Below are 14,967 nucleotides of genomic sequence, written 5' to 3'. Positions count from 1 at the left end.
GGCCGGTACCGGGGATCGCGTGGTTCCGGGCAGCCTGTGGATGAGCTGCGCCCTTCAGGCCGCGGCCGGAGCGGGATCATCGGCGAATTGGGTGCGGTAGAGCTCGGCGTAGCGCCCGTCCGCGGCGAGCAGCTCCGGATGCGATCCGTGCTCCACGATCCGTCCGGCCTCCACCACCAGGATCTGGTCGGCGGCGCGAACGGTCGAGAGCCGGTGCGCGATCACCAGGGCCGTGCGTCCCTGCAACGCTTCGTTCAGCGCGGCCTGTACCGCCGCTTCGGAGGTGGAGTCGAGGGAGGCGGTGGCTTCGTCGAGAATCACCACCCGCGGTTGTTTGAGCAGCAGGCGGGCGATGGTCAGGCGCTGGCGTTCCCCGCCGGAGAGCCGGTAGCCACGCTCCCCGACCACCGTGTCCAGCCCATCGGGTAACGAGGCGACCAGGTCGGCCAATCGGGCGCGGCCGAGCGCGTCCCACAGGTGCGCCTCGCCGGCATCGGGTGCGGCCAGTAGCAGGTTGGCCCGGATGGTGTCGTGGAACAGGTGGCCGTCCTGCGTGACCAGGCCGACCGTGTCCTGGATCGAGCCGGTGGTCAATTCGCGGACGTCCGCCCCGCCCAGCCGCACGGCACCGGAATCGACGTCGTAGAGCCGCGAAACCAGCTGGGCGATGGTCGATTTACCCGCACCGGAGGAGCCCACCAGAGCGATCAGTTCGCCGGGTTCGGCACGCAGGGAGATGCCGTGCAGCACTTCCTCGCCGCCCCGGGTATCCAGCGTCGCTACCTCCTCGAGGGAGGCCAGCGAGACCTTGTCGGCAGCGGGGTACCCGAAGCGTACGTCGTCGAATTCCACCGAGACCGGGCCTTCGGGGACCGGCCGGGCGTCCGGAGCGTCCTGGATCAGCGGTTCCAGGTCCAGCACCTCGAATACCCGCTCGAAGCTCACCAGTGCCGACATCACTTCCATCCGCGCGCTGGCCAAGGCGGTGAGCGGGGAGTACAGCCTGGTCAGCAGCAGTGACAGGGCGACGACCGCCCCGGCGTCCAGCTGCCCGCGCAGCGCGTACCAGCCGCCCAACCCGTACACCAGTGCCACCGCCAGCGCCGACACCAGCGTCAACGCGGTGACGAATACGGTCTGCAGCATGGCGGTGCGGACGCCGATATCGCGCACCCGCCGGGCGCGCAGGGCGAATTCGTCGGATTCCTGCCGCGGCCGGCCGAAGAGTTTCACCAGGGTTGCGCCGGGTGCGGAGAAGCGTTCGGTCATCTGGGTGCTCATGGACGCGTTCAATCCGGCCGCCTCCCGCTGGATATCGGCCAGCCGATTGCCCATTTGCCGGGCCGGTATCACGAACACCGGTAGCAGCAACAGCGCGAGTAGCGTTATCTGCCAGGACAATTGGAGCATCACCACCAGGGTGAGCGCGACCGTGACGAGATTCGCGACCACCCCGGACAACGTATCGCTGAACGCCCGCTGCGCCCCGATCACATCATTGTTCAGCCGGCTGATCAGTGCGCCGGTGCGGGTCCGGGTGAAGAAGGCGATCGGCATCCGCTGCACATGATCGAACACGGCGGTGCGCAGGTCGAGGATCAAACCCTCGCCGATCCGCGCCGAGAGCCACCGGATGACGAGGCCGAGCCCGGCGTCGAAGACGGCGAGGCAGGCGATGGCCAGCGCCAGCAGGATCACCGTCCGCGGCGCGGAGCCGCTGACGATACCGTCGACCACCCGGCCCGCGAGCAGTGGCGTCGCGACCGCCAGGACCGCGGCGACCACGCTGAACGCCAGGAACGCGCCCATCCGGCGGCGGTGCGGCTGCGCGAACCGCAGGATGCGCCGGGCGGTGGCGAGGCTGAAGGCACGCTGTTCCTCGGGCGCGTGCATGCGCCGGTACATCTGGTCCCAGGCGACCGATTCCATGCTCATCTGACATGTCCTTCCGCTCCGGAGCCCTATTCGACTCCAGTGCACCGACACTAAAAGCTAAACCTTTATTCAGGTCAAGGCGCCGGGGCGGCAGAATCTTCCACGGGAGCGAGTTCCAGCCGGACACCGAGCAAGCGGACCGGCCGGTCCAGCGGGAAACGATCGAGAATCCGCAACGCGGTATCGGTGACTGTGGCGATATCGACAGTCGGTTGCGCCAGCTTCGACTGTTTGCTGCGGGTGTAGAACGTGCTGGTGCGCACCGTGACCGCCACCCGGACCGCGACCCGGCCGGCCGCCGCGATCTCCTCGGTGACTTCGGCCGCCAGGCGCGCGACCTGGGCGCGCATATCCTCGCGTTCGGTGAGGTCGCGCGGGAAAGTCTCCGATTTACTGCGCCCCACCGGGGGCGGCGGTTTGGTGACCACCTCGGTGTCCCCGGCTCCACGGCCCATAACCCACAGGTAGGGCCCGTTGGCAGGCCCGAATTCCGCCGCCAGCACAGCCCGGTCGGCAGCCATCAGGTCCCCGATCGTGTGGATATCCAGTTCGGCCAGCCGGGCGGCGATCCGGTTGCCGATTCCCCACAGTGCGTTCGTCGGTCGATGGGCCATGACCCGCGACCAATTCTCGGCGGTGAGCCGGAACATTCCAGCGTCGGCGCCCGGATGTTCTGCGGGAGTGTCGGGGGACTTCCCGACCGATTTCGCGAAACCCGTCGCCAGCTTGGCGGTGAGTTTGTTGTCGCCGATTCCCACCGCGCAGCCGAGGTCCAGTTCGGCGATCGCGGCGCGGATCGCGCCCGCGAGCTGTTCGGGCTCGTCGGTCTCGGCCGCCACGAAGGCCTCGTCCCAGCCCCAGACCTCCACCTGGTCGGTGAAGGTGCGCAGCAGCGCCATGACCTCGTCGGACGCCTCGTCGTAGCTGGGAACGTCCAGGGGCAGGAACACGGCGTCCGGGCATTTGCGCGCTGCCGTCCGCAACGCCATTCCGGCCCGGATACCGTAGCCGCGGGCCGGATACGACGCGCAGGTCACGACCTTGCGCGGTTCTTCGGGATCCCCGTTCCCGCCCACGATCACCGGCCGGCCGCGCAGTTCGGGATGCCGCCGGAACTCCACCGCGGCCTGGAATTGGTCGAGGTCGACATGTAACAGCCATCTGGCCACGTCTGCAGTCATACTCCACCCGGGTGACAAGTAGCTGGATATCGCGCAGAGTCGGGTGTGCCCGCCGGGCCCCTACCCGACTCGACCGAAAGGCCGCGATGTCCGATCCAGCCCCCCTCGACTTCGATCTCGCCAGGAAAGTGCTGGCGGCCCAGCCCTTCGCGAACCTGGTCGGCACCGAACTGGCCGCGTTCGACACCGGTTCCGCGACCCTGGTGGTAGCGATCCGTCCGGAACTCGCCCAGCAGTTCGGCTATGTACACGGCGGGGTGCTGTCCTACCTGGCCGACAATGCGCTCACCTTCGCCGCCGGAACGGTCCTCGGCGCGAACGTGCTGACCGGCGGCTTCTCCGTCACCTACCTGCGGCCCGCCCGCGGTGACCGCCTGCGCGCCACCGCCACCGTCACCGGATCCACCCGGCGCCAGGCCGTCGTGAACTGCACCATCTCGGCCGAATCGGACGGCAGCGACCCTGTCGTGTGCGCGTTGGCCCAGGGCACGGCCCGCGCCGTCGACCGAGCTCTCGGCGAATCCTGAACCAGCGGACGCGGAGGTACGCAGAGAGCGCATGGCCGGAGCGGACGCGGAGGTACGCAGAGAGCGCATGGCCGGAGCGAACGCGGAGGTACGCAGAGAGCGCATGGCCGGAGCGAACGCGGAGGTACGCAGAGAGCGCATGGCCGGAGCGGACGCGGAGGTACGCCTAGGCTGGTCGATGTGACCGACCAGGACAGGCGACGGGATGCGCTCGCCCGTGGGTTGCGCGCCCGAATCGGTGCGGATGTCGTGGACGCCTCCTACCGCCGTCGGGTGGAGTACTCGTCGGATGCGTCGAACTACCGGGTGCTGCCCGAGGTCGTGGTGTTCCCCCGTGCGGAGGCCGATATCGCGGCGGCGCTGGAGGTTGCCCGTTCCGAGGGCGTACCCCTGACCCCCCGCGGCGGCGGCACCTCGGTGGCGGGCAACGCCGTGGGCCCCGGCATCGTCCTCGACTTCAGCCGCCATATGAACGGAATCGCCGAGATCGACCCGCAGCGCCGGACCGCGCGGGTCCAGCCCGGCGTGGTGCTGTCGGCACTCCAGCGCCGAGCGCGCGAACACGGCTTACGATTCGGGCCCGACCCGTCGACGCAGAACCGCTGCACGCTCGGCGGGATGATCGGCAACAACGCCTGTGGCCCCCACGCCATCGCCTGGGGCCGTACCTCCGACCGGGTCCGTGAACTGCGGATTCTCGACGGTACCGGCACGCCGCGCCGGCTCGCGGACGATCTCGCCGCGGTCCCGGGATTGGCAGAGTTCACCCGCGACTCGCTCGCCGTGCTGCGCACCGACCTCGGCCGGTTCGACCGGCAGGCTTCCGGATACGGCCTGGAATACCTGCTGCCGGAGCGGGGTGGTTCGGTGGCCCGTTCCTTCGTCGGCTCCGAGGGCACCTGCGGTGTGCTGCTCGAGGCCGAGGTCGAACTGGTGGAGATCCCGGCCGCGACCCTGCTCGTGGTGCTCGGCTACCCGGATCTGGCGACGGCCGCCGACGATATCGCCGCGGTGGTGTCGGTAGCACCCGTCGCGGTGGAAGGTATCGACGCGCGGCTGGTCGAGATGGTGCGCGCACACGGCCGGCAGGTGCCGGATCTGCCGCGCGGCGACGGCTGGTTGTTCGTCGAGCTGGCGGGCGAGAATCCGGTCGCGGTGCAGGGCGCCGCCGAACAGTTGTGCCGGGTGGCCGGAGCCCTGGATACCCGGATCATCGCCGATCCGCGCGCGGCCGCGGCGCTGTGGCGGATCCGGGCCGACGGCGCCGGGCTGGCGGGGCGCACCCGGGACGGGCAGCCGGCCTGGCCGGGGTGGGAGGATGCCGCGGTTCCGCCCGCGCGCCTGGGACCCTATCTGCGTGATTTCGACGACCTGATGAGCGAGTACAAGCTCGACGGGCTGCTCTACGGGCATATCGGCGACGGTTGTATGCATGTGCGGCTGGATCTGCCCATCGCCGAGGCGCCCGACCGTTTCCGTGCGTTCCTCACCGATGCGGCACATCTGGTGGTCCGGTACGGCGGTTCGCTGAGCGGCGAACACGGTGACGGCAGGGCCCGCTCGGAACTTCTCGAGATCATGTATTCGCCCGAGGTCCGCGCGGTTTTCGCCGGCTACAAGGCGCTGTTCGATCCGGCCGGTGTGCTCAACCCGGGAGTGCTGGTGCGGCCCCGCCCGCTCGATGCCGACCTCCGCCTCCGCGGCCTGACCCCGGCGGCGCCGGCGGGCGGTTTCGCCCTCGGCGGCGACGCCGGGGATCTGTCCACCGCGGTTCATCGCTGTGTGGGTGTGGGCAAATGCCGGGCGGATACGCGGGCCACCGGCGGGTTCATGTGCCCCTCCTACCTGGCGACGGCCGACGAGAAGGACACCACCCGTGGCCGGGCCCGGGTGTTGCAGGAGGTCGTCCGTGGCGAGCTCGATTGGTCCGCGCCCGCAGTGGCCGAATCCCTGGACCTGTGCCTGTCCTGCCGGGCCTGCGGTTCCGACTGTCCGGCCGGGGTCGATATGGCGACCTACAAGTCCGAGACCCTGTACCGCCGTTACCGTGGCCGGCCCCGGCCACGTGATCACTACTCCCTCGGCATGCTGCCGCGGTGGCTGGCGGGTGCGACGCGGATGCCGCGGCTGGTCAACTCCGTGGCGAGGATCGAGACGTTGCGCCGGTTGGGCATGCGGGCGGCGGGCGCCGATCCACGGCGCCGGGTGCCGGAACTGGCCGACCGCCCGTTCCGCCGGATATGGCGCGCCGAATCAGGAAAACAGCAGGTCACCGACCCGGTGGCCACCGTGATGCTCTGGGTGGACACCTTCACCAATGCCTTCGACCCGGACATTGCGCAGGCTGCGGTCGATCTGCTGAACTCGCTCGGATACCGGGTCGTGCTGCCCGGCCGGCAGGTGTGCTGTGGGCTCACCTGGATCAGCACGGGGCAACTGGACGGCGCCCGTGCCCGGCTGCGCCGAACCCTCGACCACCTCGATTCCCATATCCGCGCCGGCGGGCTCGTTGTCGGCTTGGAACCCTCCTGCACCGCCGCGCTGCGCACGGATCTACCGGAGTTGCTGCCCGACGATCCCCGAGCCCGCCCGGTCGCCGCCGCCGTGCGTACGCTCGCCGAGTTCCTCCTGGCCCAACCGAATTGGCGCCCGCCGAGCTACCCCGGCCGGTCGATTGTGGTGCAACCGCATTGCCATCATTATTCGGTACTGGGTTTCGAAGCCGATCGCCGGATATTTGCCCAGATGGGTCTGAATGTGACCGAAATCGCAGGATGCTGTGGTCTGGCCGGGAATTTCGGAATGCAGCAGGGGCACTACGAAATATCACTCGCGGTGGCCGGCAACGGAATACTTCCGGCTTTGGCAAACGCCCCGGCCGATGCCGTTTTCCTGGCCGATGGCTTCTCCTGCCGAACACAGGCAGCTCAGCTGGACGCCGGCAGAGGTCGGCATCTGGCACAGATTCTGTTGGGGCAATGGTGATTTCGCAGAACAAAGGGTCAGGAACGGTGGCGCCGGGGTCCGGTCACCGGACCGGTGGCCCGGCGCCGGCGGCTCAGCTACTGCCGAACGGCAGAGTGCCCGGCTGAATCTCGTATCCGGAACTTCCGGCGAAAACGGTGCCCCAGAGATCGAGTAACCAATTGAGCGCTTCGGTGATCATGAAAACCTCCAGTCATGACAGCAGCCACGTATTTGCTCAACTCGATGCCTATCGTTGCGCACTTCGGCCCTGTTACCCGTGAAGGAGGCACAATGGCGTGGTGCCTCCTCGCTCAGCGGGGCCTCCGGAAGGGCCCGGAGTTACCCGGGAACTCACCACCAGCGCCCCGATCCACCTCGCGCATACCCTCGCGCCGCTACGGCGGGGGCCGGGCGACCCCTGCCATCAGATCGACCGTGACGGTGCGCACTGGCGGGTGTCGCGGATGCCGGCCGGACCGGTCACCTACCGACTGAGCCAGACCGCTCCCACCACCGTCGTCGCGCACGCCTGGGGCGCGGGTGCCGCGGAATTCCTGGAACAGCTCGATCGCATGCTCTGCGTGGACGAGAACACGGACGATTTCGTCGCCATTCATCCCACGGTCGCGGCCGCACATCAGCGGTACCCGGGTTTACGGATGCTGCGCACCGGACTCGTGTTCGAATCGCTCGTTCCCGCGATTCTGGAGCAGAAGGTCACCATTGTGTCGGCCCATGCCGCGTGGCGGACCCTGGTGCATCGTTTCGGCGAGCGCCCGCCGGGGCCGGCGCCGGACGGGATGCGAGTTCCGCCGGACGCCGAAACCTGGGGCAGGATCCCGTCGTGGAGCTACCACCGCGCCAATGTCGGTCCCCAGCGCTGGCAGACCATCGTCCGAGCCGCGCGGGTGGCCGATTCGCTCGAGCGCACCGCTGGGCTACCTCCGGCAGAGGCGGCGCGCCGGCTGCGCACGATCCGCGGTATAGGGGAGTGGACGGCCGCGGAGACAGCGCAACGCGCTTTCGGAGACGCCGATGCCTTGTCGGTCGGGGATTTTCACCTGGCATCGGTGGTGGGCTGGACCCTGCTCGGCCGGGAGATCGATGACACCGAGATGATCGAATATCTGGAACCGGTACGCCCACATCGCTACCGGACGATCCGGTTGCTGGAGATCAGCGGTCAGGCCCGTAAACCGCGATTCGGCCCGCGCGCTCCGATCACCGACCACAGCCGGCGCTGATAGGCCGTTATTGCAGCGCGCGATTGTCCAGAACACAGCGGCCGGATTCCACGAGGGTGGATCGGGCGCGGCGGCGGACACGACACATATCGACCGTGCAGTCGAGGTGCAATTGCATTGCCGAATGCGCTTGTTCGAGGGTCATCGCACCGGGATCGTCACCGCAGTCGAGCAGCGTGGGGATCCGGGTACTCAGATTCAACCGCATCACACGACCTCCTTGTGAACCCGCGGCGATCCTGTTGTCCGCGGTGGGTTTCCGGGTGTGCACATACGACCAACAGCTCACCATAGGCCGAGAACCGTCCGAATCGGGTGATATTCGGCGTTTTTCCGGCACCGAATTTGCGCAGTACGACAAGGGGGATATCCGGCCCGGTGCGGCCGTCCGGGCGCGTAGCATCGCGATCGACGCTTGTGGCGCGCGCTGCCGCGCCCGATAGACCACGCTGGGCCGATGGAGGAGAAACCCCGGATGAGCATCGATGACGGCACGAAGGTGGATCTTTCCGGTGCTCAGTGGCTGAGCAGTCCGGTGGAGGGCGCACCCGGTGCGCACAGCGTCGAGATCGCGATGCTCGCCGGCGGCCATGTCGGGATGCGGGACGGGAAGAACCCCGACGGGCCGGTGCTGGTCTTCACTCCGGGCGAATGGGCGGCCTTCACGGCCGGCGTGCGGGACGGCGAATTCGACCGCCCGTGATGTTCCCGCGATCGTGCGCCGGATGATCCGGCCTGGTCAGTAGGGGTTTGCCCGGCTGTGTAACGGGTAGACAACAATATGTGGACCGAGGGATCAAGAATTCCCATCTCCGGCTTCGCAAATTCGGGCCCAGTGACGGTGTTGCCTGGTTGATCGTCGGCCTGCTTTTTGCGGCGGCTGCGGTGGGTGTGTTCGTACTCACCGGCTCAGTGCTGTCGGCACTGTTCGTCGGCGTGCTTGTGGCGCTGGTCGCCACGGGTGTGGTCGCCATGCTGTGACCACACCCGCAGCGCGGTGGATCAGCGCCGGAAGAGTTTGTTGCCGAGCCAGACGACCGGATCGTATTTCCGGTCGGCGACCCGTTCCTTCATCGGGATCAAGGCATTATCGGTGATCTTGATGTGCTCGGGGCACACCTCGGTACAGCATTTGGTGATATTGCAGTAGCCCAGACCGTGCTGCTCCTGAGCCTCGTTGCGCCGGTCGGCCACATCCAGCGGATGCATCTCCAGTTCCGCGATCCGCATCAGATACCGCGGTCCGGCGAACGACTCCTTGTTCTCGTCGTGGTCGCGAACCACATGGCAGGTGTTCTGGCAGAGGAAACATTCGATGCATTTGCGGAACTCCTGCGACCGCTCCACATCCACCTGTTTCATCCGGTACTCACCGGGTTTGAGATCCGGCGGCGGCGTGAAAGACGGTATCTCCCGCGCCTTTTCGTAGTTATAGGACACGTCGGTGACCAGATCGCGGATGACCGGGAAGGCCCGCAACGGCGTCACTGTGACGATGTCTTCGGGAGTGAAGGTGGACATCCTGGTCATGCACAGGAGCCGCGGACGTCCGTTCACCTCGGCCGAACACGAACCGCATTTACCGGCTTTGCAATTCCACCGGACCGCGAGATCCGGAGCCTGGGTGGCCTGCAACCGGTGAATGATGTCGAGTACCACCTCGCCCTCGTTCACCGGCACCGTGAAATCCTGCAGTTCCCCGGTATCGGAATCACCGCGCCATACGCGGAATCGGGCGTCGTAACTCATCGCCTCACGCCTCCTCGGTATTCGATTCGCGGCCCTCGCGGATATCCGCCGGGCCGCCCTCGGCCGCCGGATGTCCGGAGAGTTCGGCCGGGGTGTAGTACTTCTCCAACTCGCCGAGGTCGAACAGGGCCAGCAGCTCGGCTCGCATCGGCGGTTGGTCGTGCACGGTCACCGTGACATCGGGTACGCCGGTATCGGACGGCTCACCGTCGACAGCGCAGACCAGCAGTTTGTTGCGCCACTGCGGGTCCATACCCGGGTGGTCGTCGCGGGTATGTCCGCCGCGGCTCTCGGTGCGCTGGAGCGCGGCCTGCGCCACACACTGGCTGACCAGCAGCATATTGCGCATATCGAGCGCCAGATGCCAGCCCGGATTGAACTGGCGGTGCCCCTCGATGGTGACCTGGGCGAACCGTTCGCGCAGCGCCTCGAGGCGGGTGATCGCCTCGCGGACCTCGTGCTCCTTACGGATGATGCCCACCAGATCGTTCATCGTCTGCTGCAGATCGGTATGCAGGGTGTACGGATTTTCGCCCGACGCACCTTCCGGGGGATCGAACGGGGCGAGGGCGATCTCGGCCGCGGCCGCGATATCGGTCTCGGCAACCGCCGGCCGGTCGGGCAGCATCCGAACGTATTCGGCCGCGCCCAGACCCGCCCGGCGACCGAAAACCAGCAGGTCGGACAGTGAGTTCCCGCCGAGCCGGTTGGACCCGTGCATTCCACCGGAGCATTCCCCCGCAGCGAACAGCCCGGGCACATGTGCCGCACCGGTATCCGGGTCGACCTCGATACCGCCCATGACGTAGTGGCAGGTAGGACCCACCTCCATGGGCTCCTTCGTGATGTCCACGTCGGCCAGTTCCTTGAACTGGTGGTGCATCGACGGCAGCCGCCGGGTGATCTCCTCGGGTTTCAGCCGGGAGGCGATATCGAGGTAGACCCCGCCGTGCGGCGTGCCCCGGCCGGCCTTGACCTCTTCGTTGATCGCTCGCGCGACTTCGTCCCGGGGCAGCAGATCGGGGGTCCGGCGCGCCGAATCGTTGTCACGCAGCCACTGATCGGCTTCCTCTTCGCTCTCGGCGTACTGCCCCTTGAACACCGCGGGGATGTAGTCGAACATGAAGCGCTTGCCCTCGGTGTTCTTCAGGACCCCGCCGTCGCCGCGCACCCCCTCGGTGACCAGGATGCCCTTCACGCTCGGCGGCCAGACCATCCCGGTCGGATGGAACTGCAGGAACTCCATATTGATCAGCCGGGCCCCGGCGCGCAGAGCCAGCGCGTGACCGTCGCCGGTGTACTCCCAGGAGTTCGAGGTGACCTTGTACGACTTCCCGATACCGCCGGTCGCGAGCACCACCGCCGGGGTTTCGAACAGGATGAAGCGGCCGGATTCACGCCAGTAGCCGAAGGCGCCGCTGATCCGGTCGCCGTCCTTCAGCAGGTCGGTGATCGTGCATTCGGCGAAAACCTTGATCCGCGCTTCGTAGTCACCGGTTTCCGCATAATCCTCCTGCTGCAGCGAAACGATCTTCTGCTGCATGGTGCGGATCAGTTCCAGGCCTGTCCGGTCACCGACATGGGCGAGGCGCGGATAGGTGTGACCGCCGAAGTTGCGCTGGCTGATCCGGCCGTCGGGGGTCCGGTCGAACAGGGCACCATAGGTTTCCAGTTCCCAGACCCGGTCCGGCGCTTCCAGTGCGTGTAGTTCGGCCATCCGCCAGTTGTTCAGGAACTTCCCGCCGCGCATGGTGTCGCGGAAATGGGTCTGCCAACTGTCCTTTTCGTTGGCATTTCCCATGGCCGCCGCACAGCCGCCCTCGGCCATCACCGTATGAGCCTTGCCGAACAGGGATTTACATACGACCGCCACCGACAGGCCGTGTTCCCGGGCCTCGATCACGGCGCGTAGTCCGGCACCTCCGGCACCGATCACGACCACGTCGTAGGTGTGCCGTTCCACTTCGGGCATAGCCGTCCAAACTCCTCAGTCGATGATGCGAAGGTCCGAAATCGTGCCGCTGGCAACCAACATCACGTAGAAGTCGGTGAGCACGAGGGTGCCGAGCGTGGTCCAGGCCAGCGCCATATGCCTGGTGTTGAGCTTGGAGATCTGGGTCCACAGCCAGTAGCGCACGGGGTGGGCGGAGAAATGTTTCAGCCGGCCGCCCGCGATATGCCGGCAGGAATGGCAGGACAGGGTGTAGGCCCACAGCAGGATCACGTTCCCGGTGAGGACGAGGCTGCCCAGGCCCATACCGAAGCCGCCCGTTTTTCCGTGGAAGGCGCCGATCGCGTCGTAGGTGTTGATCACCGAGATGATCACCGCGACATAGAAGAAATAGCGGTGCGCGTTCTGGACGATCAGCGGCAGCCGGGTCTCGCCGGTGTACTTCGCGTGGGGTTCGGCCACCGCGCAGGCCGGGGGCGAGAACCACACCGACCGGTAGTAGGCCTTGCGGTAGTAGTAGCAGGTGAGCCGGAACCCGAGCAGGAACGGCAGCACCACGAATCCCAGCGGGATGAACATCGGGAGATCGCCGAACGGGGTGCCGAAATGGCTCGCCCCCTCCACACACGAAGTACTCAGGCAGGGTGAGTAGAACGGCGTCAGATAGTGGTAATCGGGCACCCAGTACGCAGTCCGCACAAACGATCTGATCGTTGCGTAGATGACGAACGCGGCCAGCCCGACGACGGTGATCAGAGGCGGTATCCACCACCGGTCCGTGCGTAGGGTGCGGGCGTTGATCCGAGCCCGGGTCCTGCTGAAAACACCTGTTCCCGATTCGGGAGCGGTTGCGGTTGTTGCGGCACTCACTGGTCGATGCCTCACTGATCGGCGGTGCGAAGGCCGGGAGGTCTCCGCGATCGAATGTGATGCTGAGCACCATACGGCAGCCCTGCTATCGGTCGAGCAGGGTCCGTGCATTCTCATGGGGTCATCGGGGTAGTGATTTGCGCCACATTTACTGACGATCTTGGTCGGGTGAATACACCGCAAACGAGGACGGCCGGTCGCTTCTCCGGCGACCGGCCGCCCACGGCGCCCCGGGCTCGGGCCCGGGGCGAGGGGTTCAGTTATCCGGCGGTGAACTCGGTGGCGCTACTGGGTGCGCGGCCGCGAGTGGAAGCCGAGCCCCTCGTCCTGGGCGCCCATCCAGGCCGACTCGTCGGATTTGCTGTCGGGTACGTAGATGGGTTCCTGTGCGCGCCCGGCCAGCGCCGGCGGCGGGCTCTGCTCGAATTCGTCGGCGTCGATGCAGAGTCGCTCGAGGTCGTTCTCCAGGCGGCGGACGGTGCCGGCGTCCCCGTAGTGGGCGCGGAGCACCCCGATGGACTGCCGGAGCTGGTTTACGGCGTACCGGAGTTCCGCGAAGTCGCTACGTGTCATGGATACCTCCTGAGTTGCTCACCGGCCGCGGTGGAACGCCGCGTGGACTGCGCTGACCATTCGGCTGATCTTGTGACCGACCGCACAGGGTGATCTACAACACAGTACGGCAAAATTCGGGTTCGGGCTCGTCGGATGATCAAGATCGGGTTGCGGTTGGGAGCCGATGTGCACAACCGGTGGAGCTCGGGGGGCTCGGCATCAGGGTCGTGGAGCGACGCGGCGGTGCGTGTTCTCCGATTCTCTGGGGTCGGCTATCGATATCGCTAGAACCAGGTAGAGGCGGGTCGATTGCCGTCGTGAGCGAAATATTGCACTCTCGTGCTCCAGTGCTAGATGGAGTTAGAAAACTCGATAGATGGCGACGATCGGAGTATCTATCGATATCTAGACCCAGGGCTAGTTATCTGAAGAGAGCTCTAGCGCGGTGGCTGATCGCGGGTTCGGGCTACGTCCGGGCCCAGGTCCGACTGTGCGGTATCCGCCGCTTGTATCCGGTCGAGCCAGGGGGACAGCGCCGTCCATCTGCCGAAAACAGAGTATTCGGCCGGGTGCGGCTCAGGTGGTCACCGTGCGCAGATAGCGCCCGAAATGCGGGACCGTGAATCCGATGGTTCCGCGCTCCGCCGAATAGATCAGGCCTTTCTTGATCAGTCCGTCGCGCGCGGGCGACAGGGAAGCGGGCTTGCGGCCCAACTCCGCCGCCACCGCTGCCGTCGCGACCGGACCGTCGTCGCCGGCCAGATCTGCCATCGCGCGCATGTACTCGCGTTCGGCCGGTGTAGCGCGTTCGTAGCGGGAGCCGAAGAAGCCCACCGCCAACTCCTCCTCGGCCGTCGGTGCGGCGACTTCGACATCTTCGGCGGTGATCGGGCTGCCGGGCGCCTGGTCCCAGGTCGCCTTGCCGTAGGCCTGAACGAAATATGGGTATCCGTCGGCTTTCCGGTACAGCGCGGCGAGGGCCTCGTCGGAGAACTTCACCTCCTCGCGCTCGGCCGGCGCGATGAGCGCCTGGTCGGCGGACTCCCGATCGAGCCGATCGATCCGGTGGTAGCTGAACAGCCGCTCGGAATAACTCTTCGACGCCGACAGAACGGCCGGCAGGTGCGGCAGGCCCGCGCCCACCACGATCAGTGGCGCGGCATCCTGGCTGAGTTCGTGGCAGGCGCCGCAGATGGCCGAGATATCGGCCGGGCCCAGATCCTGCATCTCGTCGATGAACACGGCGATCCCCACGCCGATATCCGCGGCCAGTCCGGCAGCCTCGGTGAGCAGCTCCACGAGATCGATTTCGATATCACCGGAATCGGCGCGACCGGTGACGGCCGGGACGTCGATACCCGGTTGCCACCGTTCCCGCATTCCTTTGTCCGCGGTGGCGCGCAGGGCGAATGCCTTGAGAATGCCGAGGAAATCGTCGACGCGTTCGGTGCTGCGGTGCGTCTTGGCGATGGCGCGCACCGCCATGTGCAGGGCGGAGGACAGCGGCCGGCGCAGCTCCTGATCCGGTCGTGCCTCGATCTTCCCGGTGCCCCAGCCGCGGGCGCCCGCGGCCGAGCGCAATTGGTTGAGCAGGACCGTCTTGCCGACACCGCGCAACCCGGTGAGCATTACGCTGCGTTCCGGGCGGCCGCGCGCGATGCGTTCGCAGACGATATCGAAGGCGTCCAGCTGTTTACCGCGTCCGGCGAGTTCGGGTGGGCGCTGACCTGCGCCGGGTGCATACGGGTTCCGCACAGGGTCCATAACCCTCATACCGTAGCGCGCGCATCGGGAAATATGGGCGATTCTAAGTCGTGTCCTAGAGAGGGGTAGTCGGAAGCCGGCCGCCCGGGTGCGTGGTGGCCGGATACGACCGAACGCGCCCGCCGATACCTTGCCGTGACCTACCGCCGGGTCGTAAATCTCCTCCGGCGCAGGTCTTTACACCTGTATTCCCAGCTCGCGTGAAAATACTGCGTGTTCGGCTG

Annotated in this window: 13 protein-coding genes; 5 read left to right on the top strand and 8 right to left on the bottom strand. The window is 66.9% G+C overall.

Annotation, left to right across the window (positions count from 1 at the left end):
• Positions 1-54: 54 nt before the first annotated feature.
• Positions 55-1,935 carry an ABC transporter ATP-binding protein gene (locus ACIA75_RS03280; RefSeq protein WP_397099386.1) on the bottom strand — a complete coding sequence of 627 codons (1,881 nt, stop codon included), beginning with the start codon at positions 1,933-1,935 and terminating at the stop codon, positions 55-57.
• A gap of 74 nt (positions 1,936-2,009) precedes the next feature.
• Positions 2,010-3,116 carry a DNA polymerase IV gene (locus ACIA75_RS03275; RefSeq protein ID WP_397099384.1) on the bottom strand — a complete coding sequence of 369 codons (1,107 nt, stop codon included), beginning with the start codon at positions 3,114-3,116 and terminating at the stop codon, positions 2,010-2,012.
• Positions 3,117-3,202: 86 nt separating this feature from the next.
• On the opposite strand from ACIA75_RS03275, the gene ACIA75_RS03270 reads away from it, so the two are divergent.
• From ACIA75_RS03270 to ACIA75_RS03260, 3 genes are all read left to right on the top strand, one after another.
• Positions 3,203-3,643 carry a PaaI family thioesterase gene (locus tag ACIA75_RS03270; RefSeq protein WP_397099382.1) on the top strand — a complete coding sequence of 147 codons (441 nt, stop codon included), beginning with the start codon at positions 3,203-3,205 and terminating at the stop codon, positions 3,641-3,643.
• A gap of 180 nt (positions 3,644-3,823) precedes the next feature.
• Positions 3,824-6,628 carry an FAD-binding and (Fe-S)-binding domain-containing protein gene (locus tag ACIA75_RS03265; RefSeq protein ID WP_397099380.1) on the top strand — a complete coding sequence of 935 codons (2,805 nt, stop codon included), beginning with the start codon at positions 3,824-3,826 and terminating at the stop codon, positions 6,626-6,628.
• 281 nt (positions 6,629-6,909) lie between these two features.
• Positions 6,910-7,854, top strand: coding sequence for a DNA-3-methyladenine glycosylase family protein (locus ACIA75_RS03260; RefSeq protein ID WP_397099378.1), 945 nt, complete (start codon positions 6,910-6,912; stop codon positions 7,852-7,854).
• A 7-nt stretch (positions 7,855-7,861) separates the two neighbouring features.
• Here the strand turns inward: ACIA75_RS03260 and ACIA75_RS03255 are convergent, their stop codons facing one another.
• Positions 7,862-8,062 carry a hypothetical protein gene (locus ACIA75_RS03255; RefSeq protein ID WP_397099376.1) on the bottom strand — a complete coding sequence of 67 codons (201 nt, stop codon included), beginning with the start codon at positions 8,060-8,062 and terminating at the stop codon, positions 7,862-7,864.
• 267 nt (positions 8,063-8,329) lie between these two features.
• Between ACIA75_RS03255 and ACIA75_RS03250 the strand changes: the two genes are divergently transcribed.
• A complete protein-coding gene (locus tag ACIA75_RS03250) occupies positions 8,330-8,557 on the top strand; it encodes a DUF397 domain-containing protein (RefSeq protein ID WP_397099374.1) in 228 nt (75 codons plus the stop codon).
• An 80-nt stretch (positions 8,558-8,637) separates the two neighbouring features.
• Positions 8,638-8,835, top strand: a complete 198-nt coding sequence (locus ACIA75_RS03245; protein ID WP_397099372.1) for a hypothetical protein — start codon at positions 8,638-8,640, stop codon at positions 8,833-8,835.
• A gap of 21 nt (positions 8,836-8,856) precedes the next feature.
• Here the strand turns inward: ACIA75_RS03245 and ACIA75_RS03240 are convergent, their stop codons facing one another.
• From ACIA75_RS03240 to ACIA75_RS03220, 5 genes are all read right to left on the bottom strand, one after another.
• Positions 8,857-9,603: a succinate dehydrogenase/fumarate reductase iron-sulfur subunit gene (locus tag ACIA75_RS03240; protein ID WP_397099370.1), complete on the bottom strand. Its 747-nt coding sequence runs from the start codon at positions 9,601-9,603 to the stop codon at positions 8,857-8,859.
• A 4-nt stretch (positions 9,604-9,607) separates the two neighbouring features.
• A complete protein-coding gene (locus tag ACIA75_RS03235; RefSeq protein WP_397099368.1) occupies positions 9,608-11,575 on the bottom strand; it encodes a fumarate reductase/succinate dehydrogenase flavoprotein subunit in 1,968 nt (655 codons plus the stop codon).
• A 15-nt stretch (positions 11,576-11,590) separates the two neighbouring features.
• Positions 11,591-12,424: a hypothetical protein gene (locus tag ACIA75_RS03230; protein WP_397099366.1), complete on the bottom strand. Its 834-nt coding sequence runs from the start codon at positions 12,422-12,424 to the stop codon at positions 11,591-11,593.
• A gap of 285 nt (positions 12,425-12,709) precedes the next feature.
• Complete coding sequence (locus tag ACIA75_RS03225; RefSeq protein ID WP_397099364.1) at positions 12,710-12,997, bottom strand: hypothetical protein; 288 nt, start codon at positions 12,995-12,997, stop codon at positions 12,710-12,712.
• Between the two features lie 558 nt (positions 12,998-13,555).
• Positions 13,556-14,743, bottom strand: a complete 1,188-nt coding sequence (locus tag ACIA75_RS03220) for an AAA family ATPase (protein WP_397099362.1) — start codon at positions 14,741-14,743, stop codon at positions 13,556-13,558.
• Between the last annotated feature and the right edge of the window lie 224 nt (positions 14,744-14,967).

Origin of the sequence: Nocardia sp. NPDC051750 (assembly GCF_044453135.1) — a bacterium.
GTDB lineage: Bacteria > Actinomycetota > Actinomycetes > Mycobacteriales > Mycobacteriaceae > Nocardia.
This window is presented reverse-complemented; position numbering and strand designations above follow the sequence as displayed.

Bases quoted from the DNA above. Each gene is read 5' to 3' on its own strand.
- ACIA75_RS03235 (WP_397099368.1), bottom strand. From the start codon at position 11,575: ATGCCCGAAGTGGAACGGCACACCTACGACGTGGTCGTGATCGGTGCC.
- ACIA75_RS03275 (WP_397099384.1), bottom strand. From the start codon at position 3,116: ATGACTGCAGACGTGGCCAGATGGCTGTTACATGTCGACCTCGACCAA.
- ACIA75_RS03220 (WP_397099362.1), bottom strand. From the start codon at position 14,743: ATGGACCCTGTGCGGAACCCGTATGCACCCGGCGCAGGTCAGCGCCCA.
- ACIA75_RS03240 (WP_397099370.1), bottom strand. From the start codon at position 9,603: ATGAGTTACGACGCCCGATTCCGCGTATGGCGCGGTGATTCCGATACC.
- ACIA75_RS03255 (WP_397099376.1), bottom strand. From the start codon at position 8,062: ATGCGGTTGAATCTGAGTACCCGGATCCCCACGCTGCTCGACTGCGGT.
- ACIA75_RS03250 (WP_397099374.1), top strand. From the start codon at position 8,330: ATGAGCATCGATGACGGCACGAAGGTGGATCTTTCCGGTGCTCAGTGG.
- ACIA75_RS03225 (WP_397099364.1), bottom strand. From the start codon at position 12,997: ATGACACGTAGCGACTTCGCGGAACTCCGGTACGCCGTAAACCAGCTC.
- ACIA75_RS03270 (WP_397099382.1), top strand. From the start codon at position 3,203: ATGTCCGATCCAGCCCCCCTCGACTTCGATCTCGCCAGGAAAGTGCTG.
- ACIA75_RS03280 (WP_397099386.1), bottom strand. From the start codon at position 1,935: ATGAGCATGGAATCGGTCGCCTGGGACCAGATGTACCGGCGCATGCAC.